This is a genomic window from Collinsella sp. An2 (genome assembly GCF_002160065.1).
In the GTDB taxonomy this organism is placed as follows: Bacteria; Actinomycetota; Coriobacteriia; order Coriobacteriales; family Coriobacteriaceae; genus Limicola.
Genome location: NZ_NFJW01000007.1, coordinates 1 through 25,521, shown reverse-complemented (window position 1 = coordinate 25,521; position 25,521 = coordinate 1). Strand labels below are relative to the sequence as shown.

The following is a 25,521-nucleotide window of genomic DNA, read 5'->3' as shown; positions in this document are numbered from 1 at the left end:
GTTCAGGCGGATAGCGGCTATGCCTGGCGTATGGGCAGCGAGTTCATGGCGCCGTGGGCGGAGCGGACGGTTGCGGCGGCGCGAGCCCCCGTCGAGGAGCCTTCGTCATGCCATGTCGGCTTGACGCGTGCAGTCCAGCCGAGGGAGGCGTCCTTTGGCTGGAACCAGGTAGACCAGCGACGTGCAAGCGAAGGCGCGACCGAGCCGAGCCCCTCGGCTGCAAGACACGCCACCACCGGCAGGGCGATCATTCCAACGAGTGTGAAGACGGCGTTTGCGTTCATCATCGGTCCTCCTATCGCAAGCTCGGCGGCTATTGATGCCTCATCAATTGCATACCCGCTTTTATTGCGGCTAAGCGGGAGTTTTGGCGACCGGCGTCTATGGGCCGCCGACCCGTTGGTCGGCAAGGCGTCGTTTGGAGGGGCGTATTCGCATGGAGGTGCGGCCTGGCTTGAGCACGGCGTGGCCGGCTAGCAGAGGAGCGACAAGCTTGTCTGCGCTATATGAGCGCCGAGGTCGTGGGAGTCGACGTTGCGGATCGCTGCGACGGCGTCAAGCGTGCGCGCAAGCGATGCCTCGAGGTCTTGTGCGTTCCAGGGCGCATCGAGCTGAGGGGGCGCATCCGTCTCAAGAAGCAGGCGATCCTCTGGGATGATGCGCGCATACTCCCGCCCGCGCCTGGTGGCGAGCATGTGCTCATTGACGGAAAAGAAGCAGCCTGCCCGCCGTGCCCGCGCGAGCTCATCAGAAGTTCCCGAGAACCAATGAAAGATGCATGAGAGCCCAGGCGGGGCGGCCTTTCCCGCAAGGCTGTATCGTTCCAGCACATCGAGCGCCGCGCCGGCGGACCGCACCGCATGGATCGAGAGCACGCGGTGGGGGAGGTGGCGCTCCGCAACGGTCTCGGCCATCCGGCAAAACGCTTCAAGCTGTCGCTCGCGCGCATGCTCGTGGCGACGGCTAAAGTCGAGGCCGACTTCCCCTACGAAGGCAGAGCTTGAGACGAGCTCGACAAGAAGGTCGACATCGCTGTCGGTGCAGCTTCCGTCCGAGAGCCACCACGGGTGCAAGCCGACACCCACGCGAACGGTGTCGCAGGACCCCAGCGTGCGCCGTGCCAGGAGCGCTTCCCGAGGCGCGACGGTGGTGTCAAGAATTGCGATCCCGAGTCTGGCGGCGTCGCTCGCGACCGCCGGCGCGTCAGCGATGCGGTCAAGGTGGCAATGCATGTCTACGAGACGCGCTTCCATGGCTACGCCTTCCGATTTCCGGCAGGCATCGAGGCGGGCTCGTGGGTGCGCAGCCGGAGCGCGGGGGCGGCCGCCGCCTCGTCTGGGTGGCTGGTGGCAGGCTGGCCGCCGGCTGGCGCGCCTCCTGCCTCGGTACCGCGCGCGCGGCCCTGCCCTTTTGCCTGGGCGCCATCGATAATCGAGCGAATCACGTGGCCAGCGATCATCTGTCCCATGATGGGCGGCAGGTACGATGCCGTGCCAAGCGGGGCTTTCGGGGCGCCGGCTTGCCGCCCGGCGCGCGCGGCCCCGCCCGGTCGCCTCATGGGCTCCTCGAAGGAGGACAGCACGGTGAGGCGATCGATGCCGCGCTTGCGGCACTCCTTGCGCATCACGCGCGCAAGCGGGTCGTTTGCAGTCTCGAATAGGTCGCAGACGCGCAGCTTGGATGGGTCGAGCTTCATGGCGCCGCCCATGCTGCTGATGAGGGGCACGCCCCGCTCGGCCGCCCATGAGGCGACGGCGAGCTTTGCGGACACGGTGTCGATGGCGTCCACCACATAGGCGGGCATGCCCTGCTTCGAGATGATGCCGTCCATAAGCGCGGGGACGTTTTCTGCTTTCAGAAACACATCGATGGGGCTGACCTCTGCCTCGGGGTTGATGCGGGCGATGAGGTCGCGCATAGCCTCCACTTTGCGTTTGCCGACGGTGTCGACGAAGGCGATTGCCTGCCGGTTGATGTTGCTCGGAGCCACCTCGTCGCCATCCACGATGACGAGCCTGCCCACGCCGCCGCGAACAAGCGCCTCCACGCAGTTCGAGCCGACGCCGCCCACGCCGAGCACGACGACGAGGCTTCGGCGCAACCGGTCGAGTCCCGCCTGCCCCCACATGAGTTCGAGCCTCGAAGTCGCCGTTTCGGGCGCGATGTCGCGTGAATCGTTCATAGGTGCCGCCTGCTCGTCGGGGTTCACTGGTGCTACGTAAGTATAGGGTAGCGCTCGAAATGAATCGAATGCGGTGGGTCTCCTGCTTAGGTGGTTTCGTGATGGAGACGGGGCGATAGTGCGGCAAATCGTCGCGGTACCTGAGACTATACGGTACGACCGACAAAGCTGCCGATTAATGTCAAGGCGGCAGGCGTGCGAGCAACAAGGAGCGACATGGCAGAGTTCATCTACCAAATGTATCAGGCGCGCAAGGCGCATGGCGACAAGGTCATCTTGGACGACGTGACCCTTTCGTTCTATCCCGGTGCCAAGATCGGCGTCGTGGGCCCCAACGGCATGGGCAAGTCTACGCTGCTCAAGATCATGGCGGGCGTCGAGGAGGTCTCGAACGGCGAGGCGCGCCTCACGCCGGGCTACACCGTCGGCCTGCTTCCGCAGGAGCCGCCGCTCGATGACGACAAGACCGTCATCGAGAACATTCGCATGGCCTTTGGCGACATGCTTGCCAAGATCGACCGCTTCAACAAGATCGGCGAGGAGATGGCCGAGCCCGATGCCGACTTCGATGCGCTCATGGCCGAGATGGGCAAGCTTCAGGACGAGATCGACGCGGCCGACGCCTGGGATATCGACAGCAAGCTGGGCGTGGCGATGGATGCGCTGCAGTGTCCCGACGCCGATACTCCGGTGAGCGTCCTCTCGGGCGGCGAGCGTCGTCGCGTGGCGCTCTGCAAGCTCCTGCTTGAGGCGCCCGACCTGCTGCTGCTCGACGAGCCTACGAACCACCTCGACGCCGAATCGGTGCTGTGGCTCGAGCACTTCCTCAAAAACTACCAGGGAGCGGTGCTCGCCGTCACGCACGACCGCTACTTCTTGGACAACGTCGCCGAGTGGATCTGCGAGGTCGACCGCGGCCACCTCTATCCCTACAAAGGCAACTACTCCACCTACCTGGAGACCAAGGCGGCGCGCATCGCCGCGCAGGGGCAGCGCGACGCCAAGCTTGCCAAGCGCATGGCCTCGGAGCTCGAGTGGGTGCGCTCCAGCCCCAAGGCCCGCCAGGCCAAGAACAAGGCCCGCCTCGCCCGCTACGAGGAGATGGAGGCCGAGGCCCGCGCGAGCCAGAAGCTCGACTGGACCGATATCCGCATTCCGGTGGGCCCGCGCCTGGGGGCGAAGGTGCTTGAGGTCGAGCACCTGCACAAGGAGTTCGACGGCCGCGTGCTCATCGACGACCTCAGCTTCAGCCTGCCGCGCAACGGCATCGTGGGCGTGATCGGTCCCAACGGCGTGGGCAAGTCGACGCTCTTCAAGATGATCATCGGAGCCGAGCAGCCCACGTCGGGCACCATCACGCTCGGCGAGACGGTCAAGATCTCCTACGTCGACCAGAATCGCGAAGGCATCGATCCTAACAAGACGCTCTGGGAGGTGGTCTCCGGCGGGACCGACAAGATGCTCGTGGGCGAGACCGAGGTGCCAAGCCGTGCCTACGTGGCGAGCTTTGGCTTCAAGGGCTCCGACCAACAGAAGCGCGCAGGCGTGCTCTCGGGCGGCGAGCGCAACCGTCTGAACCTCGCGCTTACGCTCAAGCAGGGCGGCAACCTGCTGCTGCTTGACGAGCCTACGAACGACCTGGACGTCGAGACGTTGTCCTCGCTCGAGGCCGCGCTGCTCGAGTTCCCGGGCTGCTCGGTCGTCATCAGCCACGACCGCATGTTCCTCGATCGCGTGGCCACGCATATTCTGGCGTGGGAGGGCACCGACGAGAATCCTGGCAATTGGTACTGGTTCGAGGGTAACTTCGCGTCCTACCAGGAGAACCGTGTGGCGCGTCTGGGCGAGGACGCCGCCTGTCCGCACCGCATCCATCGCAAGCTCACCCGCGACTAGGAGCCCGGCACTTTCTTCTGCCGACATCTGCGCACGTAGAGAAGCCCCGCCGTCTCGCATGGAGTCGAGACGACGGGGCTTCCTCTATATTGATGTGCGGTCGCGGAGGCCAAATCGTTTGGGCCGGGGCTTCTAGGCGTCGGGGCCTTCGACGGATTCGACGGACCAGGGGACGCTTGCCCCGCTTCGGCGCTTGATGGTCACATGCGCCCAGAGGCGCTTGCCGTCACGGACGATGCCCACGGGGAAGGTCGCACGCGAGCGGTTTCCTTCGATGGTCTGCTGGAGCTTTGCGATATCGAAGTAGCAGCTCAGGATTCCCATAACATCGGCGCCGTACGGCAGGAGGCGGGCAAGCTCGCTCAGTTGCTCTCCAGGGCAGAAGGCCTCGAGCACAAAGTCGGTCGGGTAGCTGTCATAGGCGCGAGGCGGTCGGTGGGTGTTCGTTCCGCTGGTCGATGGCTTGGGACCCCCGGATGCGTGCGGTTCCGTTTGCACCGACGCGTTAGGAGCGGGGGAGGACGCCGCCTGCCTCATCTCATGCGAGGGAGGCTCGGCGGCTTGTTCGTTGTGGATGGCTGCCGCAGGTGTCGAAGCTGCGGGAGCTTCGGTGCTCGTGTTGGCCGGCCTGCCCGTTGTGGGTGCAGTCGCGTCGGCCATGGATGGCGCGACTGCGGCGGCGTCGATCATGAATGGCGCGGCTGCGGCGGTGCTGGCCTTAGGAGCTATGGGTTTGGTCGAGGATGCAGGACGGGAAGCCGCCGACGCGACGATAGTGGCGGCTGCGGCTTGCGATGCCGGTTGGGCGGCCTTGGGCTGCACGGCTTCCGGCCGCGCGGTTTCCGTCCGCACGGCCGCCGGCTGAGTAGCCTCGGACTGTGCGTCTTCAGGCTGCTCCGACACCTCCGCTGCCGCTTCGTCCGGGTCATACAGGATAGTGAACTTGATGCTCGGCTCATGCGTTGCCGGCTCGACTGCGAGCTCTGGGGTAGGAGGGACGGCCGGCACGGAGGCGTTCTCCGGCTCGGCAGCAGCCGCCTGACCGGCGGATGCCGCGGCGGTGTTGTCCTTCGGCTCGTCTGCTACTTGCATGGCAACGACGTCGGGCGTTTCCGCCTCGCTCGCGGCAGCCTGGTCGGCAGAAGGCCGGGTATGCATGTCGGCCGCGCTGTTCGAATTCTGCCTCGTGGGTTCTTGGGCTGCTTCGGCCCCGGCTGTCTGTGTGCCTTCGGCGGCGTTCAGCGCTTCCGTGGCGTTTTGAGCCGACTGTTCCGACGTAGGTTCGGTACCGGGGGTTGTCTCTGCGTCAGGACGGGGAATGGACTCCTGCTCGGGTGCAAGTACAGGCTCGGGACGCTTTACCCGCCGCGGCTTAACGGCCTTGAGGTCCTTGGAAGTCTTCTTTCGTTTCCAGGACTTTCCGCCCTGCTTGCCCTTTGCGCCCTTGTTGCGATCGGCGGTCGCTAGGGCCTCGTCCCAGGCGGGTTGCGCCACGACGGTCGCATAGATGCGCCCGCCCTTGAACACCGTGAGGGTCAGGAAATCGTCGAGCTCCTCCAACAGCGTGCGCGTGTCAGAAAACCCCAGGTCATCGGCCGATAGGTTCTCGCCGGACAGAACCTCTTCGATCTGTGACACAAAGGTCTGTTTACCGGTTCCCACGGTATCGCGTAGCAGGCGATAGAGATAGATATGGTTGCCAGGCGATAGCCGTGGCGCTTGTGGATTCGTATGAGACATGCATGCTTCTTTCTTTGTTGCTTGCCCCAGCATCTTAGCATCTTGTCTCATACGGCCGCGGTGTGTCCCCGTGGAGGGGGCATTCGGCTCCGCGTGCGGAAACGGGCGGTGGTGTGGGCGCGCGGCGCCGCCACGGGACGCGCGGCGGCGCCGCAGGCGTCGAGGCTCGATGCCCCCCGATGCCTCACGGTCGACGCGTCTCACGGTCCGAGCAGGCGGAGGGTGTCTCCGCAACTCTGAGACGTAGCGGTGGGGGGAGGTATGCTACGACGCCTGGTTATTCGCGGTGCCTGTTGTCGCCCCGGTTCCATTCGTCGTGGTTCCGGAAGTTGACTCGCTTCCCGTGTTGCCCGCGGTCCCAGACTGCGTGGAGTCTCCTTGGGCGTTGCTGCCATCCGTGCCCGTCGAGGGCGCGGTGTTTCCTCCTGTCGCGCTGCTCGAGTCAGAGGCACTTCCGCCCTGATTCTCGGTGCCGCTGTTCTGCCCCGTCGCATCGGCTCCGCCCGCGCCCGTATCGGACGTGGACGTGTCGGTGGTGTTTTGCGTATCCGAGGTCGCATTGTGAGACGTCGTGTCGTTGGCGGCGTGGTCGCCGACCGAAGGATTGGCGTGCGCCTGGTCCTCGTCTTCGAGCTCGGTTGTGGAGGCGCGCGGGATAAGGGGCTCGGTCTTGGTTCCAATGCCCTCGCCGGCGGTTCCGATCAGGATGGCTGCTGTGCAGACAATCACCATGACCACGGCGATAACAATGGAGAACACGACCACCTTGCGCTGCGTGGCGCTTCGTTCGGCGGCGGCGCGCGCCTGAAGCTTTGCCGGGGCTATGCGGGCTCCGCGCACGTTCGCGCCCGCAGCAGCTCCTCCGCGGCCTTCCAGAAGCGCGGTCTCGTCCGATGCGTTGCGACCGGGTCGAGGAAGGTCGCTCACCCGGCCAAGCGCGTCATAGCTATCTTTGAGCTTTCGTGCTCCCGCCGAGAGAAAGTTGCGATACAGCTGCGAGGCGATCACGGTGACGACGGAGCTCACGGCGGCGCCGATCACCGAACCGGCAATGCCGATCTCGGACGCAAGCACCATGGAGGTGACGGCCGCGCCGGCGCCGGCAATGAGCTGGGCGATCGAGATGCCCTCCAAGAGCTTCGGCTTCTGTGTGATGGCCTGGGTGTCGCCGATAGACGCGCTCGTGCGAGCGTGACGTTCAAGTTTTTTGCGGTCCACGACGCGGGTCCGCTGCTGGTCGGTATATTGAGATGCCATGCAAGGTCCTCCCTGTCCATGGCTTGAGATGTTCTAGAGCCGTCGACAGGCGATGCGCCTGCCGGCGATGTCGCGATGGGATGGTACGACTTTGGTACCCGGATGAGGCGGGTTCCAAAAAACATGTGCGAGACAACACAAAAGCGCCGTCTCCTGCTGTCCGGTTCCTGACGCACGGTCTTGACATCGGGCGGCGCGTCAGTCTGTTCCATTGGGGACGGGTACATTTGGCAAATCGTATGGCAGATGGGCCATCCGCCTGCCAATTGTACCCGTCCCCAATGGCAGGGGGCGGCTGTCTGTCTTAGCGCGTATCTTCTTTGAGCGGCGGCATGGGGCGCCAGTCGCGATCGCGATAGATCTTGCGTGCGTCGCGCATGCCGCGGAAGAGCGCCGGGATGCCCGTTTTGAGGGAATCGCGGTTGACCATGACAAGGCGGATGACCTCCTTGGCGAAGGTTGCTGCCGTGCCCAGGCCAAATAGGAAGCGGTTGTAGTCGCCGTGTAGACGGAAATACTGCATCATGTAGCCGCGGTTGCGCATGATGTGGTAGCGGTTCATGTCCGAGGTGCCGTTGAGCTGGCGCACGCCTGCGATATCCCAGTTGGGGATGTCACGACTTCGCTGCAAGATCAGGTCGGAGACCACGATGGGTTCGGTGACCTTCGAGGCCAAATATCCGTAGACCGTGTCGTCCCAGTAGATGAAGAAGCGCGGGTCGGGCAAGCCGATGCGCTCAACGACCGAGCGGGCAAAAAGCCCGCCCTCGAAGCAGAGCGTGTTCATAATGCGGTATCTCGATTCGTCGAAGGCGCTCGGTGCCACCGGGTTGGGAATGCCAAGCGGCACGATGAAGTCGTACTGCCAATAGAAGGCGCCGCCATCGTAGTCCAGGCGCGACCCCTGGACGACCTCGTGGCCATGCGTCCAAGGCTCAAGTTTGTCGATGGCGTCCGGAAGGACGAGCACATCGTCGTCCATGACCCAGAACCACTGGGCTCCCAGCTCCCAGGCACGCTTGACGCCGGCCGAAAAGCCGCCGGCTCCGCCCAGGTTGTCGGCCTGAGGCGCGTAGACTACGCGCGCGGTGCCACCTTCGGTGTCCGGTCGCTCCTGTTCCACGCCCCACAGGGCGTCGGTGCGACGGCCAAGGTCTGCCACCATGTCGCGGGTCTTGTCGGAGTGCTCGTTGTCTACGATGATGATGCGCCAGGGTGCTTGCGTGAGGGCGCAGAAGGAATCGAATAGCTTTGCCAGCAAGTTCTGGCGCTTAAAGGTAACCACCACCAACGCGAGGCGGTCGATGCCGCTGTCATCCGTTGCGGTGGGGAAGGTTGTGGTGCCGGGGCGTGCGGATTCGCTCACGATCCTGCCACCTTTCATATATCTATCGTTTCGGGCGCAGGGCCCGTAGGTGTTTCGCGCCTCCATTATACGGCGAGTCGCACTATCCAAGAATCTCTACAGATGTGTGGGGGAGCGACAGGCAGCGACGAGGTGTGAGCACCGTTGCCGCTGCGCCGTGGATGTTCTGGACATGGGCTCATGCTGCGGTTGCCAGAGCACGGGGGCGTCGCGGCCTCCGAGGGGATGTGAGAGGCGGCTGTGTCCGGGCAACCCTGCTGTATCGATGCGATGTCCCGAAGCCACGGTACAATGGATGTCGGAAATCATCAGCGGGCGCGTCTGCGCTTCGCCGTGCAAAGGAGTTGCTATGGACGAGCTGTTCTTTACGGACGCGAGCGATGGCGCCGGCGCAGGTGCTGGCGACGGGTTCTTCCGCATCGCGGCGGCAACGCCCCATATTCGCGTGGGTGACGTGCGGAGCAACGCCGAGGTCGCACTTTCTCGCGTTCGCGCGGCTGCCGAGGCGGGCGTGGGCGCGCTCGCGCTGCCTGAGCTGTGTCTCACGGGCTACACCTGCGCAGACCTCTTCTTCGACCGCTCCCTGCAGCGCACGGCCGAGCAGGCGCTTGCCTGGCTGCTGCGCGAGACGCAGGGGCTGCCCATCCTCTTCACCGTGGGCGTGCCGGTGCCGCAGGCGGGCGCGCTCTACAACTGCGCGGCCGTGTGCTGTGCGGGCCAGCTTTTGGGCCTTACCGCCAAGCAGTACCTGCCCAACTATGGTGAGTTTTACGAGCGTCGCTGGTTCACGCCGGCGCCGCGCGCATGCCGCATCGTGGAGTTTGCGGGCCAGATGGCGCCGCTCGGCGCGCGCATCGTCTATCACTGCGCCGACGCGGGCATGCAGGATGTAGTCGTGGGTGTCGAGGTCTGCGAGGACCTGTGGGTGGCCGACCCGCCGAGCGTCGACATGGCGCGTGCGGGTGCCACGGTCATTTTGAACGCCTCCGCTTCGGATGAGATCATCGGCAAGGCGGCCTATCGCCGCAGCCTGGTGAGCCAGCAGTCGGCGTGCCTGTACTGCGCATACGTCTACGCGGATGCCGGCGCGGGCGAGTCTACGACGGACCTCGTGTTTGCGGGTGAGAACCTCGTGGCCGAGAACGGCTCCGTGCTTGCCCAGACGCCGCTCTTTAGCTGCGACATGGCCGTGGCCGACGTGGACCTCGACCGCTTGATGGCCGAGCGCCGCCGGTCGACCACGTGGGTGGGGTCTGACGATCTGGACACTTCCGACGGCTGCTTTGCCATGGACTTCTCGTTTGCAGGTATCCCGGGGATGGTCGACGCGCTGCCCATAGACGGCTCGGCCTCGCTCTTTGCGGCGGACGAGGAGTCCGGTGCCGCAGCCGCGAGCGAGGATGCCGGTGCTGTCGCGGGCGATTGCGGAGCAGGCGCCGCGGGCGACGATACTTATGCCACGGCGGGCGACCCTGTCGATGACCCCGCGGCACTCCTCATGCGCTCCGCCCTCGACATCGATCGCGTCTTTCCGCAGACGCCGTTCGTTCCGGCCGATGCCGGCGACCTCGCCGAGCGCTGCGAGGAGATCTTGAACCTGCAGGCCGCGGGTCTCGCCACGCGCCTTGCCCATACGGGCACCAAGCACGCTGTCATCGGCCTTTCGGGCGGGCTCGATTCCACGTTAGCGCTCCTTGTGACGGTGCGTGCGTTTGATGCGCTCGACCTTCCGCGCACGGGCATCACGGCGGTCTCGATGCCGGGCTTCGGTACCACCACGCGCACCAAGACGAACGCCCAGGTACTCGCCGAGGCGCTCGAGGTGAGCTTCCGAGAGGTACCCATCGGTGCCGCGGTGGAGCAGCACTTCAGCGACATTGGCCACGACCCGGCCGTGCAGGACGTGACCTACGAGAACAGTCAGGCGCGCGAGCGCACCCAGGTGCTTATGGACCTCGCCAACCAGCAGGGCGGCTTTGTAATCGGCACGGGCGACCTCTCCGAGCTGGCGCTCGGTTGGGCTACCTACAACGGCGACCACATGAGCATGTACGCCGTCAACGCGAGCGTGCCCAAGACGCTCGTGCGGCACCTGGTGCGGTACGCGGCCGACGTCTTCGGCGGGCAGATTGAAGCGACGCTCCTCGACATCCTCGACACGCCCGTCTCGCCCGAGCTCCTGCCGCCCACAGGCGACGGCGAGATCGCTCAGCGCACCGAAGATCTCGTAGGTCCCTACGAGCTGCACGACTTCTTTCTCTACTATCTCCTGCGCTTTGGCTTTGCGCCGGGCAAGATCTTCCGCATGGCGTGCCGCTCGTTCGAGGGCGTTTACGACCGCGTGACCATCCACAGCTGGCTGCGTGTGTTCTACCGGCGGTTCTTTGCACAGCAGTTCAAGCGGAGCTGCCTGCCCGATGGTCCCAAGGTCGGCTCGGTCACGCTCAGCCCCCGCGGCGACTGGCGCATGCCGAGCGACGCGAGCGCCCGCCTCTGGCTCGCCGAAATCGACTCCCTCGCGTAAAACGAAAATGCTCAAGTTGGGGACGGTCCCCAGTTTGAGCATTTGGTGGCTATGCTATGATGGGGCCATAATCGTGGCCCCTATTGAGGAGGTGGCTATGCCTGCGTGCGTTCCCATTAAAGAGCTCAAAAATACGGCTGAGTTCGCGGCGACGGTCGAGGCTTCGCCGGAGCCCGTGATCGTGACGCGCAACGGGCGCGAGGTCTTTGCGGTAATGACGGTGGATAAGCTTGATGCCTTGCGTATGGAAGCGGCGCGTGCCGAGCTGTATCGCACCATTGCAGCTTCGGAAGCCGATATTGAGGCGGGCCGTGTCGTGTCTGCCCGGGATGCCCAGCGTGAGGCGCGCGAGCGTTATGGCTGCTAACGTTTACCTAACGCAGACGGCCTTACGCGAGCGCGACCATATTCTCTCGTACCTTGCTGAAAGCGTTGGCAATGTGTCGGCGGCGGCATCCGTTTTAGACGATCTGGACCGGCTCATTGAGGTGCTCGAGGCATTTCCTTTGTCCTATCGTGTCTCGGAGGACGAAGCACTTGCAGCGCGGGAGCTCCGCGTAGCCCCCTGCGGGCGCTACCTTGTGCTGTATCGTGTTATCGGCGACGATGTATATCTTGAGCACATGTTTCACGGCTCCCAGGACTACGCGCGCCTTGTCTAACGTGAAACGAGGGCAGAGGAAATTTCACCTGACCTAGTTCGCCTATTTCACCTGTTGGCTTACGCGGCATTACCGGTAGAAAGGATTCGATATGCAGTTTTCCCAGCGACTCGACCGGTTTGGGGCCGAGGTCTTCAGCTCGCTCAACCAGAAGCGTCTGCAGCTTGAGGCGGAGGGGCGCACCATCTATAACCTCTCTGTGGGCACGCCGGATTTCGCGCCGTACGACCACGTGGTCAAGGCACTGCGCGACGCTGCGGCCGACCCGGCCGAGTGGAAGTACAGCCTGGGTGACCTCCCCGAGCTCAAGCAGGCCGTGTGCGACTACTACGAGCGCCGCTTCGGCGTGACGGGCATCACGCCCGACATGGTGGCCAGCTGTAACGGCACGCAGGAAGGTGTGGGACACCTGGGGCTCGCGCTCCTTGACCCGGGTGACACGGTGCTCGTGCCCGACCCGTGCTACCCCGTGTTCGAGGCCGGCGTGAAGATTGCCGACGGCAACCTCGCCTATTACCCGCTCAACGCCGAGCATGATTTCTTGCCATACGTGAAGGGCATCGACCCCGAGGTCGCCGACCGCGCCAAGTACATGATCGTGTCGCTGCCGGCAAATCCCGTGGGTAGCGTGGGCACGCCCGAGGTCTACGAGGATATCATCGCCTTCGCGCGCGAGCACGACCTGCTCGTCGTGCACGACAACGCCTACTCAGACATCGTCTACGACGGGCCGCGCGGTGGCAGCTTCCTCGGCTACCCTGGCGCGCTCGAGGTGGGCGTGGAGTTCTTCTCGCTCTCCAAGTCGTTCAACGTCACGGGCGCGCGCATTGGCTTTTTGGTCGGTCGCCCCGACGTGGTCGCCGCGTTCTCCAAGCTGCGCAGCCAGATCGACTTTGGCATGTTTTTCCCCATCCAAAAGGCGGCCATCGCTGCGCTCACCGGTCCGCTCGACGAGGTGGAGCACCAGCGCATGATGTACCAGGAGCGCCGCGACGCGCTCTGCGACGGACTTGAGGCCATCGGCTGGGAGCGTCCCAACGCGCACGGCACCATGTTCGTGTGGGCCAAGCTTCCCGGCGGCCGTACCGACTCTATGGCCTTCTGCGAGGAGCTCATGGAGCGTGCGGGCGTGGTCGTGACGCCTGGTGCGAGCTTTGGGCCGCACGGCGAGGGCTATGTGCGCATGGCGCTGGTGCTCCCGCCGGAGGGTCTGCGCGCCGCCGTCGCTGCCATCGAGGCTGCTGGCATTCGATAGCCGGCATGTGCTGCCATGTGCCATTGGGGACGGGTTCGTTTGGCAGACGTGATGGCGCGCGCATCCCATGTCCCAGTCAGTCTGCCAAACGTACCCGTCCCCAATGGCGAATGGCAGACAGGGCGGGCCGTGCCATATTGTTTCAAACCGTGTAGGAGATGGGCCGTTTGGGCCCATCTTCTGTATAGCGAGCCTGCGTGGGGGAGATAATCGGCTGTGGAATCACGTCGTGCCGGAGTGGCCGGCACTGTCCCAAAGGAGTGATAACTATGGTTAACGACAGGAAGGTTGCCATCGTAGGTTGCGGCTTTGTCGGGTCGTCGTCTGCGTTTGCCCTCATGCAGAGCGGGCTGTTCTCCGAGATGGTGCTTATCGATGTCGATCACGCACGTGCCGAGGGCGAGGCGCTCGATATCGCACACGGCGTTCCGTTCGCGAGTCCCTGCAAGATCTACGCCGGCGACTACAGCGACGCTGCTGATGCTGCAATCATCGTGGTCACCGCCGGCGCTGCACAGAAGCCCGGCGAGACCCGTCTCGACCTGGTGAACAAGAACGTCGGCATCTTCAAGAGCATCATTCCGCAGATTCGCGAGAGCGGATTTGAGGGCATCTTGCTCATCGTCTCCAATCCTGTGGACGTTCTCACCTATGCCGCCATCAAGATGTCCGGCCTGCCGGAGGGCCAGGTCATCGGCTCCGGCACCGTGCTCGACACCGCCCGTCTCAAGTACATGCTCGGCGAGCACCTCGAGGTCGACCCGCGCGACGTCCATGCCTACATCATGGGCGAGCACGGCGATTCCGAGTTCGCGGCCTGGTCGAGCGCCATGGTCGCAGGCGTGCCGCTCAACACCTTCTGCGAGATGCACGGCCATCACGACCATAAGGCCACCGAGGCGCGCATCGCCGAGGAAGTCAAGAACAGCGCCTACGAGATCATCGAGAAGAAGCATGCCACCTATTACGGCATCGCCATGTCGGTAAGGCGCATTTGCACGGCCATCATGCACGACGAGGATACGGTGCTGCCGGTCTCGAGCCTCATGGTGGGCGAGTACGGTCTTAACGACATCGCCATCTCCATGCCGACCATCGTGGGTCGCCGCGGCGTGGTGTGCCGTGTGCCCGTCTCGCTCTCCGAGGCCGAGATGTCCGAGCTCCAAAACTCTGCATCCGCTTTGAAGACCATCATCGACCAGGTCGATTTCGAGGCATAGCCGATCACACGAGATGGGGACGTCATGAAGGCACGGGCGCAGCGGTCCCTGGTGGGACGAAGTGCCGCCAAGGCGAGGACCGGGGCTGAAGGCGCGGTCGCCGAGGCGGCGTCCAGTCCTGCCGCTTTCGCAGCGCGTGAGGACGCTACCTCGTCCATGGCGCCCGACGCTCCTGGCCCCGCGCCCTCCAAGGCGGAGGGGCCTGCCGGCGTGTCCGATGCTGCTCATGACGCCCCGTCTATCCGCGATGCCGCCTCGACGTTGTCGGCGGCGGCGCGGGCCTATTTGCCATCGCTCCCACATAAGGCGGGCACGATGCTCACCTATGTTCAGTCTCAGCTCGATACGTTTGACGAGCGACCGCTCTGCGCGGTAGACAGTTTGGTCTTCTCGTGGCTGTCGTACTTCCGGCTGGGGGAAGGTCTGCGGGCTGCTTGCACTCCTGTGGGTATCCCGTTGTACGAGCTGCTTCGTGCGGAGGATTTCGAGTCCATGTTTGGGACGAGCTGGGATCCCGACGGAAGTCGTGAGCTGTTGTTTGCCGCATGTGCCAGCCCGCGTTTTCGCGAGGTTCGACTGTGCGATTTTGTCTTCAAGACCGATGCCGCCCAGGAAGAGCAGTTTGCGGCCACGACCTTCGCGCTGCCTTCGGGCGGTATCTACGTTGCGTTTCGTGGAACGGACTCAACCATTGTGGGCTGGAAGGAAGACCTCAATATGGCATACCTCTGCCCGGTGCCGGCGCAGGAGGAGGCACAGGCCTACCTGGAAGAGGCGCTGCGTCACCACGAGGGACCGGTATATGTGGGAGGCCATTCCAAGGGCGGCAACCTGGCCGTCTACGCCGCGGCGTCCTGTCGCGAAGGCTTGCAGAAGCGTATCTGCCAGGTGTACTCGCACGACGGCCCGGGGTTCAGCGATGAATTTCGAGCCGGTTCGGGATTCCTGCGCATTCAGAAACGCATGACCAAGACGGTTCCGAAGTCTTCTGTCATCGGTCTCATCATGGACGACGGTTCCGACTCTCGGGTGGTGGAAAGCGGCGGCTTCTCCATCTTCCAACACAATCCTTTCCTATGGGAGGTCGATGGCTGCGCGTTTGTTCCAGCGGATGGCTTGACGGCTAGCGCACGATACCTCGCTGCTACAATCGCCGACTGGATGGCGCGCTTCACGCCCGAGGAGCGAGGGCGCTTCATCGATACGCTTTTTGACGTCATCGGCGTGACAGGCGCAACGCGTTTTGCAGACATTCGCGATTCGTGGAAAGAAAGCGTGCCTGCTATGCGAGCTGCGGCAGAGGCGCTTGGTCCCGACGGGCGCGCGTTTGTGCAGGATGTGCTCAAGGCGCTTGCGCGAACGGCGACCATCGACAAGGTTTCCGATGCGGCGGGGTCGCTGCTGGCAACGCTTAAACCGGTCGATGACGCCTCAGAGGAGGATGGCGGCATCTAAGCGGCCAGGCCTTCGGGCGTCCTATGACGCATGCTATACTGGCCTGCGCTCAATAGACGACAGGAGGCCAGCCGCATATGAACATCAACCACGCGATCCTGCACATCCTGGATTTTGATTCCGGGGTGAACGTGTTCAGCCAGCGCGAGCTCGAGCTCGATACGCGTGCAGTGCGGTCGTTTGTCACCAAGCATCTTGCCCGCGCACGTGGCGCCGCAGACAATCGACGAGGTTCGTTTGCAGAGAACAGCGCCTTTGCCGGCGAGCTCAAGCGGTTCTTCTTCGGCGAGCGTGATTTTCTCGACCTCTCGCTCGATGTTGCGGAATTCCTTTCCGGGGAGCTGTCTCGTGCCGATAAGCTCGAGTCATGCGACATCCTCGTGGCAGATTTTGACGACGATGACGATGCCCGTTGGTTTGCCGTGCTGCTGCTTCAAAGCCGCATGGCATTCATGCATGAGGTCGAAAACGGCCAGGGAGGCACCTCCTGCGGCATCGCGCGGCACTACGCCATTCTTCCGAGCCCCTCGCAGAAGGTCACGTCGTTCGCGCTGGTGAGGGCAAGCAACCTCGAGGTGCTCTATCAGGACAAGGAGCGCTCCATCGCAGGCGAGAGCCGCATGCTCATACCCCAGGGACTGCTTCAATGCTCCGAGGGTGTTTCAAGCAAAGAGGTCATCGATACGGTCTCGCGCATCGTCGAGGAGGCGGCCGAGGAGCATGGCGCGAACGCCTCGGTGGCGCTGGCGGCGGCGAAGGCCGCAATCGTGGAGCGGGTGGAGGAAGACGAGGACCTGCCGCCCTGGGACGTGGTCGACGAGGCCTTCGAGGACGAACCGGTGTTGCGCGACACCATCAAGCAGGCGCTTGAGGAGGAGCGTGTTCCCGAGCATGTGACCGTTGAGCGCGCTCAGGTGCGCAAGGCCGCGGTGAAGAACCAGAAGATTCGCACCGACACAGGCATTGAGATCTCGTTCCCCGCAGAGATGGCCCGCAACTCTGAATACATTGAATTCGTGAACGAGCCCAACGGCCTCATCTCAATCGAGCTCAAGAACATCGGGTCAATCGAGAACCGCTAAGCGGCGAGACCGCTGGCTTCTGCGTGTGCCTGGGGGAGATCGGCGCGCCGCCTTCGCTTGCCATATCCAAAAAGAGTCCAGCAACTACCTTTGTCTAAGATAAGGGCCAAAATCTGGCCTTAACGTAGTCAATCATAGCTGCTGGACTAAAAACAGCTGTCCGAGGCGAGGGAGGCTGTTCAAAGCGGTTGCTGGGTGAGGGCGACCGTTCGGAACCGTTTAGCGAAGCTACCCCGTATAGATTTCTCTGCGCGGGGCAACATGCGCCTACAGCGAACGAAGCGACTCCACCAGGCCGGTCTTGCTATCGGTCTTCTCGTCGCGATACTTGATGACGCGCGCGGGCACGCCGGCGACCACGGCGCGTTCGGGCACATCTTCAACGACTACCGCGCCGGCTGCGATGACGGCCTTGGGACCAACGTAGACGCCTTCGAGCACCACGGCATTCGCTCCAATCATGACGTCGTCTGCAATCTCCACCGGCTTGGCGCTTGCTGGTTCGACTACGCCGGCGAGTACGGTGCCTGCGCCCACGTGGCAGCGCTTGCCCACGATGGCGCGTCCGCCCAAGACGGCTCCCATGTCAATCATGGTTCCCTCGCCAATCTCTGCGCCGATGTTCACGATGGCACCCATCATGACGACGGCGTTGTCGCCAATGCTCACGTGGTCGCGAATGATCGCGCCAGGCTCGATGCGAGCGTTTACGCCCTTGAGGTCAAGCATCGGCACGGCGGAGTTGCGGCAGTCGTTCTCGACCTCGTAGCTTTTGATGTTCGCCTTGTTGCGCTCGAGTACCGGTTCGAGGTCGGCCCAGTCGCCGTAGACCACGCGGCATTTGCGACCGCCGTATACGCGTACGGGGTCGGCAGCGCCCGAGCCCGTACCGGCCGCCCAATCAATAGCGGCTCCGCGCTTTTCGTGCACGATGAGCTTGACCGGCGTCTTCTTGGGCGCCGAGGCAATGTAGTCGATGATTTCCTGGGCTGTCATGTCACATGCGTTGGTAGCCATCACATACCTTTCTGATTGAGGTTGGTCGTTGAGGGAAACGTTAATCAAAGCATTCCATAGCTGGATTGCCTGTCGAGCGTCTAAGTACTCAGGCTGCATGGGCGCAGCGTGAGTATGCGTTCTTGCCTTTAGGCCCAGTCGTCCGGCGCGCCGTCCTGCGCATGAAAGTCCTTCATCAGCGTTTCCCTGGGATCGGAGCGGATAAGTCGTCGCTGGCGGGTTGGTCTCTTGACTCTTTGTACCCCCGCTCCGTCCGAACGTATCGGGTTTGCTTACGGGGCAAACTCGATTTCGGAGCATTTACAGCCCCTCTGTGCACGCTCGTTTCGAAAAAGGGCGTGCACAGGGCGACTTGTCGAGTAGGCCCATTTGGCTCAACCGTTCTACCTGCGAATTTGTTTTTGGTAGACTCCGGTCTACTCGCCGGTTCGCGTTTTCGACGCCCTTTTCCGAAACGAGCGTGCGCGCCGGGGATGGCAAGATCCCCGGCGGTGCATTTTTAGCTGAACATCACCTCGTCAAAGGTGTAGAAGCCGGCGGGTTTTCCCGCAAGCTTTTGGGCGGCGGCCAGAGCGCCCCGTGCAAAGATCTCGCGGCTTTCGGCGCGGTGCGTGAGCGACACTTCTTCGCTTGGCCCGAAGAACGAGACGGTATGCGTGCCTGCCACGGTGCCTCCGCGAAGCGCATGCACGCCGATTTCGTGGGGGTCGCGCGCCCCACATGCGCCTTCGCGCCCGTAGACGGCATGCGCCTTGGCGTCGCCTTTGTTGTCCACGACGGCGTCGAGCAGCATCTTCGCCGTGCCGCTTGGTGCATCGGCTTTCTGGTTGTGATGGCATTCGACAATTTCAACGTCGAAGCCGGGAAGCTCATGTGCCGCCTGTGCGACCAGGTGTCGCAGCGCCGCTACGCCCAGAGAGTAGTTGCCTGACCATAGGATGGGAGCTTGCTCGGACAGTTCGCGAAGGGCGCTCATTTGCGCGTCGGTGTATCCCGTCGTGCCCGAGACGAGCGCTGTTCCCGTGCGCGTCACGTAGGCCGCGACGGCATCGAGCGTGCTGGCGTTCGAGAAATCGATTGTCACGTCGGCCGCGGGCATCGCGCGAAGGTCTTCCACGTTCGACCCCACCTGTCCTACGATGTCAAAGGCGGGCAGCCCGTCCGTGTCGAGCGCTTCTTCGGCAAGACGCCGTATAAGGGTTCCCATGCGCCCCGCTCCAACAATCATCATGCTAAGCAAGAAGACCAGCTCCCTTCATGGCTTCGACGAGCCGCGCGCGCGTATCGTCTGCCATGGGACAGAGCGGCATGCGATAGTTTGCCTCGATCATGCCCATCTGGGAGAGCGCCTCTTTGACCGGAATGGGGTTCACCTCGGAGAAGAGGGCACGGACCAGCGGGATGCCTTCGATTTGGATCTGCGTCGCGCGCGCGATATCCCCGTCAAGATAGGCTCGGCACATCTCGTGTACAAGCGCCGGCTGCACATCCGCCCATACCGAGATGACGCCGGAAGCCCCGAGGCTCATGAGGGGCAACACCATGTCGTCGTTGCCCGAGAACATTTTGAAGTCCGGTCCCAGGCAGTGGGCGATGTCTGCGGCGTAGGAGACATTCCCGCTTGCCTCTTTGATGCCCATGACGTTGGGATGTGCTGCCAGGCGCTCCACGTTGGCAACCGAGATCGAGCAGCCGGTACGGCCGGGGATGTTATAGAGGATGCAGGGGACTTCCACGGCGTCTGCCACGGTGGCGAAATGCCGATAGATGCCCTCTTCGTTTGCTTTGTTGTAGTACGGCGTGATGATGAGCAGGCCGTCGGCGCCCAAGTTCTGGTACGAAAGGCTCTTGCGCAGCATGGTCTCAGTGCAGTTTGAGCCCGATCCAGCGATGACCGGCACGCGCCCGGCGACGCGCTCGACCACGAAGCTGCAGACCGCATCGTCCTCTTCGTCGGTCATGGTGGAGCTTTCGCCGGTGGTGCCAAGGGTCAGGATGCCGTCGGTGCCCTGCTCGATCTGAAAGTCCACAAGCCTGCCGAGCGCGTCAAAATCCACGTGGCCGTCGGCGTCAAACGGGGTCACCAGGGCCACGATTGATCCGGTGATGTCGCGAATGTCCATGCTAGGCTTCCTCTCTCTTGCTGCGTTCGATAACTGCGCACCCCAGCGGCGTGACGTCCAGGGTGGCAAAGTAGTCCGCCGGGTTCTCTGCGCGGCGGATGAGTTCGGTGGAACCATCTTCGCGCAGCAGCACTTCTGCAGATCGCAGACGGCCGTTGTAGTTGTAGCCCATGGCGCGTCCGTGGGCTCCGGTGTCGTGAATGACCAACAGGTCGCCAAGCTCGACTTCAGGAAGCGATCGATCGATGGCGAACTTGTCGTTGTTCTCGCACAGGTTGCCCGTGACGTCGTAGGTATGCGTGGGCGGCATCTCGGACTTGTCGGGGCCGCCTTGCTGGCCCATCACGGTGATGTGGTGATAGGCGCCATACATGGCGGGCCGAATGAGGTCGCATGCGGTGGCGTCCACGCCGATATAGTCTTTGTAGATATGCTTTTCGTGGATGGCGCGGGTAACAAGGCATCCGTAGGGGCCGGCCATGAAGCGTCCCATCTCGGCGCAGATGGAGACATCCTCCATGCCGGCGGGTACCAGAACCTCCTCGAAGGCGCGGCGCACACCCTCGCCGATGGCGTGGATGTCATTCGCCCGTTGGTCGGGTCGATAGGGTATGCCAACGCCTCCCGAGAGGTTGACAAAGGTGACGTGCGCCCCGGTCTCGCGCTGAAGGCGCACGGCGAGCTCGAACAGCAGGCGAGCGAGGACGGGATAGTAGTCGTCGGTCACGGTGTTGCTGGCAAGTAGGGCATGAATGCCAAACTCCTGAGCTCCTTTTTCGTGCAGGATTCGGAAGGCCTCGAAGAGCTGGTCTTCGGTCATGCCGAATTTGGAATCGCCCGGGTTGTCCATAATGCCGTTTGCCAGCTGAAAGAGTCCGCCGGGATTGAAGCGGCAGCTAACAACGGGTGGTATGGGCCCCGCGACCTCTTCAAAGAACTCGATATGCGAGATGTCGTCGAAATTGACGACCGCTCCGAGCTCGCGCGCGAGGCGAAAATCCTCGGCGGGGGTGTCGTTGGACGAGAACATGATGTCGCGTCCGCGAATCCCGAGAGCGTCCGCCAGCATGAGCTCGGTTGCCGACGAGCAATCGCAACCGCAGTCATATTCATGCAGGATCGAGACGATGGTGGGATTGGGATTGGCCTTTACGGCGAAGTATTCCTTGAAGCCCGGGTTCCATGCAAAGGCATCGCGAACAGCTTGCGCGTTTGCCCGCAGACCTGCTTCGTCATAGAGGTGAAAAGGGGTTGGATATTGCTCGGCAATGCGAACAAGCTGGTCTTTCGACACAAATGGCCGCTTCATGGGCATGCTCCTTGGCTGATAGCGCTCCTGCAGACTCTTGCAGACAGTCCCGCAGGTATTTCCCGCGGACCCACCCGGCGCCTGTGCCCAGGCAGTCGAGTTCGGCGGGGTCGCCTCTCTGCGGGGTCTCTGCCTGCCGGCTCGCCCGCGATTCTTCTTCCCCGCGCCTCTATCAAGTCGTTTCACGGTATCACAGCGTCGCTCTGGCGGACAAGAGTGCGTGCTGGGGAAACGTGCACGAAATGTTATAGCGCGCAGATTTGACGCTGCGGCGGCGCGTGTTCGCTCCAGGTATACTGGCCAAAGATTTGAGTGAAGCCAGGGAGGGAACTATGTCGGAACGCGATGGGCAGAGCGTATCGATTGCCGGGGGCGGATCGGCTGCAGCTGCGGCTTCGACGAGCAGAGATGCCGAGGGTTCGCGTGATATCGCGGCAGGTGCCGCTGCTATGCCCGCGGGATGTGCACCGGCGGCCGATGCGGCCATCTCGAGCGACCTTGCAGAGCTCACGCAGATGCGGCGCGACCTGCATCGCATTCCCGAGCTTGATGACGACCTGCCCGAGACCACCGCATATGTTCGCAACGTTTTGAGCGGGCTCTCCTGCGAGGTGTTCGAGCCCTGCACGGGGGCGTTGTGCGCCTACTTCGACTTGGGCCGCGACGAGACGGTGGCCCTGCGTGCAGATATGGACGCGCTGCCCATCGAGGAGGCGACGGGGCTCGGTTTTGCCAGCTGCCATCCGGGGCGCATGCACGCTTGCGGACACGACGGACATATGGCCATGGTGCTTGCCGCCGGGCGTTGGGTCGATCGGGTGCTTGCCGGGGAGGTCCCGGGGGTCGGCCCCGAAGCGTTTCCGCGCAATGTGCTTCTGGTATTCCAGCCGGCTGAGGAGACCACGGGCGGAGCCAAGCGCGTGTGCGAAAGCGGCGTATTCGAACGCTTCAGCACGACGCGCATCTTTGGATTTCATCTGTGGCCCGACCTGCCCGAGGGCGTCGTCGCGTCGCGCCCCGGCCCACTTCTGGCGCGTTCGAGCGAGACGACGCTCGTGTTCCACGGGCTTTCGGCGCATATTGCCAAATGGCGCGAAGGCCATGACGCGGTGGGGGCTGCGGCGCGTTTTGTCGTGGGCGCCAAGTGGCTGTCGCGTCGGCTTGAACAGGACGAGCCCTGCACCCTGCGTTTTGGCCGCCTGGTGGGGGGCACCGTTCGAAATGCCGTGGCGGGAGAGGCGCGCGTTGAAGGCAGCTTGCGCGTGTTCTCTGACCACATGTTTGACCGCGCGCGCGACGAGGTGCGCTCGCTTGCACAGACGGCTGCCGATGAAGAGGGCTGTACGTTCGACTTGACCTTCTCGGAAGGATATCCGCCTGTCGTAAACGACGAAAAGCTGTTCGAGGACGTGTGCGCTACGCTGCCCGGCATGCAGACGGTGCCGGAGCCGCTGCTCATCGCCGAGGACTTTGCCTTCTACCAGAGGCATCTTCCTGGTGTGTTTCTGCTGCTGGGCACCGGCACGGGCATTCCGCTTCATGCGGACACCTTCGCCTTTGACGAACGCGTGCTGGTGCGAGGCCTTGAAACCTACCGCGCGCTGCTGCTCATGCCGTAAGGCTCGGAACCTCTAGGCAGGGACGCCGGGACACGCCTCTAGGGCCGCGAGGTCGTGCGGCGGTGAGGCCGCGAGACGGGACGATCGACGGCCGCTTTCACGGTGCTAGCAGTTACCGGTATAGACGTGGCGTAGGTGTCGGCGGGCCACATCGGCACACGCATAGACGGTGTCGACTGGCGTGGGGCCGCGGTCGCGCAGGCGCCAGCGGGGGAAGAAGCGCGTGACGTGGTAGGTGAGCTCTTCCGCTCCGGTAACGGTGCCGGCGGGCGTTTGGTAGGGAAGCGCCGCGAGCCATGACGAGGCGGTGTCGATTTCGGATTCGGTATCGTTCATGCCCGGCACGATGAGCGTGGTCACCTCTACGTGGCATCCAGGCTTTGCTGCCAGGAGCTGGATGGTTTTGCGCACGCAGTCAAACGCGTCGGGCCCGCCTGCGCAGCGCTCGTAGAAGGTGGGCGAAAACCCCTTGAGGTCGATGTTTGCGGCATCGATGAGCGGTGCGATCTCACGGATGACGTACTCGTTTGCCAGGCCGTTCGTCACGAGCACGTTGACAAGGCCCTCCCGGTGGGCGCGCTCTGCGCAGTCTCGCACGTACTCCCACCCCACAAGGGGCTCGTTGTAGGTGTATGCGATACCTGTCACACGTTTGTCCTGAGAGCGAAGCCGCACGGCCATGGCCACCAGCTCGTCAGGTGCGATCTCGCGCCAGGGAACGTCGCCCTCACCGACTTGCGCGATCTCGTGGTTTTGACAAAACGGACAGGTGAGGTTGCAGCCGTATGAGCCGACCGAAAGCACCAAAGTTCCAGGCATATATCGGGCAAGCGGTTTTTTCTCTATGGGGTCGAGCGCCAGCGAGGTCACGCATCCGTAGTTGGCGGCAACGACGCTGCCCTGGCTCTCCCGCCGCGCGCGGCAGCGGCCGAGCTGGCCGGGACGCAGCCGGCAGCGATGCGGGCAGACCGGACAGGTCGCCGTGCCGTCGCCGCGGTCGGTCGCGGCCGGGGCCGCAGGGGCTGGGGCCTGTTCCTCGATGCTCGATAGTGATCTCATAGATGCCTCGTCACCGTGAAGCGCTCAAGCTGTACGTCGTCCGCGTCGGGGTCGATGCGGCCTTTACGAGCGGCTATGTGTATCTGCTCCTCTGCCGTATCGATGCCGTCGAGGTCCGGCAACAGCAGGCCGCGCCTGCCATCCGACGTGCTCACGATGACGCCGTAGCGGCGCGGGTCAAGGTCGTTCGCCGAGGAGATGCGCTCGGGTGTAGATAGGACGTCCACGTCATAGACGAGCTCGTCCAGCTCCGAGGGTTCCACCGGATCGAAGCGTGGGTCTCGGCATCCGGCCGAAATCGCGTTTGCACAGATCTCCTCCGCGAGCGAGTCGCGCGTGGGGAGGATGGTGCCGATGCATCCTCGAAGCTGACCGTTCTTTTTGAGAGACACGAAGGCGCCTGCCTGTTTACGGAAGAGCTCCGGAGGCAGCGTATCGGCCAGCTCCGGCGTCAGGTCGCGCCTCGGGTCGACGCGCCGCCCGCCGCGCACGTACGATTCCAGCGAATAGCGGGCGAGTCTTACCCAGTGGTCTTCGGCAGAGCGCCGTATCTGCAGGTCTTGGGCGTGCCAGGTCTCGTATTGGTCTTCAAAGGCGCGGCTCTCGTCAGACCCTGCAGGTCCTGTGGGAATAAACGCGGCTATGCCATAGCCCACGCCGAAGGGTCCTTCATGGGACAGCAGCTCAGAGCGAACCGGCGTGCGGTCGAGCGCTCCGGCCATGATCTGGAACGACCGCAGGCCACATTCCGCGGCTCGCTCGCACATGCCAGGGTCTGCGGTGAGCAGGTCGAGGAAGGAGCCGTCCCGAAAGACGTTGCATATGAGTTCGTCGAATACGGGTCCGTCCGGCGAGTAGCCATAAGGCCCATCGTCCTTCAGCTTGTGCGAGAGGTCTCCCGAAGCGATATAGACCACGTCGCGTCCCAGCTCCTCAGCGGTTTGTTGTACAAGCTTGCCCATGCGGTAGTGGTCGGCGGGGGAGAGGCCGGAAAGCCCCATGCGCACCACCGGGCAGGGGAGCGTGGGCAGGCCGGCGGTGCGCTCGATGGTCGTGCCGGTTTCGCGATACCCCTGCATCACGAAATGGAGCGGGACGAGCACGCCCCAGTCGAGCTGGGGGTCGCGCTCGCCCTGGGTGCCGGCGGGAAGTCCCGCGGCCCGGGCGACGCGACAGAGCTCCTGCACGAACTCCTCGTCGTAGCGCACGCGCGTGCCGTCATGAGCGGCCCCGAAGCGCGCGAACGTCCCGGATGCCTGAGCTCCGCCTGCGATGTGGATGTAGTCCAGGTACATCTCGGTGTGAGGGCTTGAGATGACGATCGTGTCCGGCTTCAGCGCCGCGATATGCCGGCCCACTTCGCGATAGGCATCAATGGTGTGCGAGATTCCCTGCTCGCGGCCGTGTCCGACGGCGGGGATGATAAGCGGCGGATGCGGCACGGCAAAGCTTGCGACAATGGACATAGATGCCTCCCAATGCGCTGTTTCTCGACAGTATTCCCCGTTTTTGGTGGGGAAATAGCCAAGACAAGCCGGGAGAGGAAAAAACGCACGAACGGGTGAGGGGCGGTGAGGGGCCTCCTTACGAAACACGCGTCCCTCCTACATAATTCATCTTCTCGTGATAATGGTCCTAAGGCTGTGTTAACCCTCTATTTGTATCCTTGTCCGCTCGGCGCGCTACCCTTCCGCTGGAAGTCCGTTCCCGGGGAGAGGAGCTTGAGATGTCGGCGATGGGCTGGGAGAGCATGTT

At 63.5% G+C, this 25,521-nt stretch carries 21 protein-coding genes and 1 riboswitch; of the genes, 9 read left to right on the top strand and 12 right to left on the bottom strand.

Annotated features, from left to right (window positions below):
- Positions 1-17 precede the first annotated feature (17 nt).
- The 3 genes from B5F33_RS05870 to B5F33_RS05860 form a co-directional block, all read right to left on the bottom strand.
- Positions 18-287 (bottom strand): hypothetical protein, encoded by a 270-nt coding sequence (locus B5F33_RS05870; RefSeq protein ID WP_087410871.1) that lies wholly within the window; start codon positions 285-287, stop codon positions 18-20.
- A 186-nt stretch (positions 288-473) separates the two neighbouring features.
- Complete coding sequence (locus B5F33_RS05865) at positions 474-1,253, bottom strand: TatD family hydrolase (protein ID WP_087410870.1); 780 nt, start codon at positions 1,251-1,253, stop codon at positions 474-476.
- Between the two features lie 2 nt (positions 1,254-1,255).
- A complete protein-coding gene (locus tag B5F33_RS05860; RefSeq protein WP_087410869.1) occupies positions 1,256-2,182 on the bottom strand; it encodes a tRNA threonylcarbamoyladenosine dehydratase in 927 nt (308 codons plus the stop codon).
- 216 nt (positions 2,183-2,398) lie between these two features.
- On the opposite strand from B5F33_RS05860, the gene ettA reads away from it, so the two are divergent.
- Positions 2,399-4,078 carry an energy-dependent translational throttle protein EttA gene (gene ettA, locus B5F33_RS05855; RefSeq protein ID WP_087410868.1) on the top strand — a complete coding sequence of 560 codons (1,680 nt, stop codon included), beginning with the start codon at positions 2,399-2,401 and terminating at the stop codon, positions 4,076-4,078.
- Positions 4,079-4,210: 132 nt separating this feature from the next.
- Here ettA and B5F33_RS05850 read toward each other — a convergent pair whose 3' ends face one another.
- The 3 genes from B5F33_RS05850 to B5F33_RS05840 all read right to left on the bottom strand — a co-directional run bounded on the left by B5F33_RS05850 (position 4,211) and on the right by B5F33_RS05840 (position 8,441).
- Positions 4,211-5,818, bottom strand: coding sequence for a hypothetical protein (locus B5F33_RS05850; protein WP_087410867.1), 1,608 nt, complete (start codon positions 5,816-5,818; stop codon positions 4,211-4,213).
- Positions 5,819-6,082: 264 nt separating this feature from the next.
- Entirely contained in the window at positions 6,083-7,075 is a 993-nt protein-coding gene (locus B5F33_RS05845; protein ID WP_087410866.1) for a hypothetical protein, read from the bottom strand.
- Positions 7,076-7,379: 304 nt separating this feature from the next.
- Positions 7,380-8,441: a glycosyltransferase gene (locus B5F33_RS05840; protein WP_239284875.1), complete on the bottom strand. Its 1,062-nt coding sequence runs from the start codon at positions 8,439-8,441 to the stop codon at positions 7,380-7,382.
- Between the two features lie 349 nt (positions 8,442-8,790).
- Between B5F33_RS05840 and B5F33_RS05835 the strand changes: the two genes are divergently transcribed.
- The 7 genes from B5F33_RS05835 (at position 8,791) to B5F33_RS05805 (ending at position 16,639) form a co-directional block, all read left to right on the top strand.
- Positions 8,791-10,965 carry an NAD(+) synthase gene (locus B5F33_RS05835; RefSeq protein ID WP_087410864.1) on the top strand — a complete coding sequence of 725 codons (2,175 nt, stop codon included), beginning with the start codon at positions 8,791-8,793 and terminating at the stop codon, positions 10,963-10,965.
- A 97-nt stretch (positions 10,966-11,062) separates the two neighbouring features.
- Positions 11,063-11,332 carry a type II toxin-antitoxin system Phd/YefM family antitoxin gene (locus tag B5F33_RS05830; RefSeq protein WP_087410949.1) on the top strand — a complete coding sequence of 90 codons (270 nt, stop codon included), beginning with the start codon at positions 11,063-11,065 and terminating at the stop codon, positions 11,330-11,332.
- Complete coding sequence (locus B5F33_RS05825; protein WP_158095317.1) at positions 11,322-11,627, top strand: type II toxin-antitoxin system RelE/ParE family toxin; 306 nt, start codon at positions 11,322-11,324, stop codon at positions 11,625-11,627. The genes B5F33_RS05830 and B5F33_RS05825 overlap by 11 nt, the downstream gene beginning before the upstream one ends.
- A 91-nt stretch (positions 11,628-11,718) precedes the next feature.
- On the top strand, positions 11,719-12,882 hold the full coding sequence (locus B5F33_RS05820) for an aminotransferase class I/II-fold pyridoxal phosphate-dependent enzyme (protein WP_087410862.1): 1,164 nt from the start codon (positions 11,719-11,721) through the stop codon (positions 12,880-12,882).
- A gap of 269 nt (positions 12,883-13,151) precedes the next feature.
- Positions 13,152-14,102, top strand: a complete 951-nt coding sequence (locus B5F33_RS05815) for an L-lactate dehydrogenase (RefSeq protein WP_087410861.1) — start codon at positions 13,152-13,154, stop codon at positions 14,100-14,102.
- Between the two features lie 24 nt (positions 14,103-14,126).
- Complete coding sequence (locus B5F33_RS05810; protein WP_239284872.1) at positions 14,127-15,557, top strand: DUF2974 domain-containing protein; 1,431 nt, start codon at positions 14,127-14,129, stop codon at positions 15,555-15,557.
- A 77-nt stretch (positions 15,558-15,634) separates the two neighbouring features.
- Entirely contained in the window at positions 15,635-16,639 is a 1,005-nt protein-coding gene (locus B5F33_RS05805) for a nucleoid-associated protein (RefSeq protein ID WP_087410860.1), read from the top strand.
- Positions 16,640-16,906: 267 nt separating this feature from the next.
- Here B5F33_RS05805 and dapD read toward each other — a convergent pair whose 3' ends face one another.
- The 4 genes from dapD to B5F33_RS05785 all read right to left on the bottom strand — a co-directional run bounded on the left by dapD (position 16,907) and on the right by B5F33_RS05785 (position 21,088).
- Positions 16,907-17,656 (bottom strand): 2,3,4,5-tetrahydropyridine-2,6-dicarboxylate N-acetyltransferase, encoded by a 750-nt coding sequence (gene dapD, locus B5F33_RS05800; protein ID WP_239284869.1) that lies wholly within the window; start codon positions 17,654-17,656, stop codon positions 16,907-16,909.
- A gap of 499 nt (positions 17,657-18,155) precedes the next feature.
- Positions 18,156-18,884, bottom strand: a complete 729-nt coding sequence (dapB, locus tag B5F33_RS05795; protein WP_087410946.1) for a 4-hydroxy-tetrahydrodipicolinate reductase — start codon at positions 18,882-18,884, stop codon at positions 18,156-18,158.
- A gap of 4 nt (positions 18,885-18,888) precedes the next feature.
- Entirely contained in the window at positions 18,889-19,779 is an 891-nt protein-coding gene (gene dapA, locus B5F33_RS05790; protein ID WP_087410859.1) for a 4-hydroxy-tetrahydrodipicolinate synthase, read from the bottom strand.
- 1 nt (position 19,780) lies between these two features.
- On the bottom strand, positions 19,781-21,088 hold the full coding sequence (locus B5F33_RS05785) for a diaminopimelate decarboxylase (RefSeq protein ID WP_087410858.1): 1,308 nt from the start codon (positions 21,086-21,088) through the stop codon (positions 19,781-19,783).
- Positions 21,089-21,099: 11 nt separating this feature from the next.
- Positions 21,100-21,268: riboswitch (Lysine riboswitch) on the bottom strand.
- Between the two features lie 152 nt (positions 21,269-21,420).
- On the opposite strand from B5F33_RS05785, the gene B5F33_RS05780 reads away from it, so the two are divergent.
- Positions 21,421-22,707 carry an amidohydrolase gene (locus B5F33_RS05780; protein ID WP_239284865.1) on the top strand — a complete coding sequence of 429 codons (1,287 nt, stop codon included), beginning with the start codon at positions 21,421-21,423 and terminating at the stop codon, positions 22,705-22,707.
- Between the two features lie 105 nt (positions 22,708-22,812).
- On the opposite strand, the gene amrS is transcribed toward B5F33_RS05780, so the two are convergent.
- Positions 22,813-23,766, bottom strand: coding sequence for an AmmeMemoRadiSam system radical SAM enzyme (amrS, locus tag B5F33_RS05775; protein ID WP_087410857.1), 954 nt, complete (start codon positions 23,764-23,766; stop codon positions 22,813-22,815).
- Positions 23,763-25,232 carry an AmmeMemoRadiSam system protein A gene (amrA, locus tag B5F33_RS05770; protein WP_087410856.1) on the bottom strand — a complete coding sequence of 490 codons (1,470 nt, stop codon included), beginning with the start codon at positions 25,230-25,232 and terminating at the stop codon, positions 23,763-23,765. Before amrA ends, amrS begins: the two co-directional genes overlap by 4 nt.
- Positions 25,233-25,521: the final 289 nt, after the last annotated feature.

Coding starts and splice junctions, on each gene's coding strand:
- B5F33_RS05870 (WP_087410871.1), bottom strand. CDS start 287: ATGATGAACGCAAACGCCGTCTTCACACTCGTTGGAATGATCGCCCTG.
- B5F33_RS05865 (WP_087410870.1), bottom strand. CDS start 1,253: ATGGAAGCGCGTCTCGTAGACATGCATTGCCACCTTGACCGCATCGCT.
- B5F33_RS05860 (WP_087410869.1), bottom strand. CDS start 2,182: ATGAACGATTCACGCGACATCGCGCCCGAAACGGCGACTTCGAGGCTC.
- ettA (WP_087410868.1), top strand. CDS start 2,399: ATGGCAGAGTTCATCTACCAAATGTATCAGGCGCGCAAGGCGCATGGC.
- B5F33_RS05850 (WP_087410867.1), bottom strand. CDS start 5,818: ATGTCTCATACGAATCCACAAGCGCCACGGCTATCGCCTGGCAACCAT.
- B5F33_RS05845 (WP_087410866.1), bottom strand. CDS start 7,075: ATGGCATCTCAATATACCGACCAGCAGCGGACCCGCGTCGTGGACCGC.
- B5F33_RS05835 (WP_087410864.1), top strand. CDS start 8,791: ATGGACGAGCTGTTCTTTACGGACGCGAGCGATGGCGCCGGCGCAGGT.
- B5F33_RS05830 (WP_087410949.1), top strand. CDS start 11,063: ATGCCTGCGTGCGTTCCCATTAAAGAGCTCAAAAATACGGCTGAGTTC.
- B5F33_RS05825 (WP_158095317.1), top strand. CDS start 11,322: ATGGCTGCTAACGTTTACCTAACGCAGACGGCCTTACGCGAGCGCGAC.
- B5F33_RS05820 (WP_087410862.1), top strand. CDS start 11,719: ATGCAGTTTTCCCAGCGACTCGACCGGTTTGGGGCCGAGGTCTTCAGC.
- B5F33_RS05815 (WP_087410861.1), top strand. CDS start 13,152: ATGGTTAACGACAGGAAGGTTGCCATCGTAGGTTGCGGCTTTGTCGGG.
- B5F33_RS05810 (WP_239284872.1), top strand. CDS start 14,127: ATGAAGGCACGGGCGCAGCGGTCCCTGGTGGGACGAAGTGCCGCCAAG.
- B5F33_RS05805 (WP_087410860.1), top strand. CDS start 15,635: ATGAACATCAACCACGCGATCCTGCACATCCTGGATTTTGATTCCGGG.
- dapD (WP_239284869.1), bottom strand. CDS start 17,656: ATGGCTACCAACGCATGTGACATGACAGCCCAGGAAATCATCGACTAC.
- dapB (WP_087410946.1), bottom strand. CDS start 18,884: ATGATTGTTGGAGCGGGGCGCATGGGAACCCTTATACGGCGTCTTGCC.
- dapA (WP_087410859.1), bottom strand. CDS start 19,779: ATGGACATTCGCGACATCACCGGATCAATCGTGGCCCTGGTGACCCCG.
- B5F33_RS05785 (WP_087410858.1), bottom strand. CDS start 21,088: ATGAAGCGGCCATTTGTGTCGAAAGACCAGCTTGTTCGCATTGCCGAG.
- B5F33_RS05780 (WP_239284865.1), top strand. CDS start 21,421: ATGTCGGAACGCGATGGGCAGAGCGTATCGATTGCCGGGGGCGGATCG.
- amrS (WP_087410857.1), bottom strand. CDS start 23,766: ATGAGATCACTATCGAGCATCGAGGAACAGGCCCCAGCCCCTGCGGCC.
- amrA (WP_087410856.1), bottom strand. CDS start 25,232: ATGTCCATTGTCGCAAGCTTTGCCGTGCCGCATCCGCCGCTTATCATC.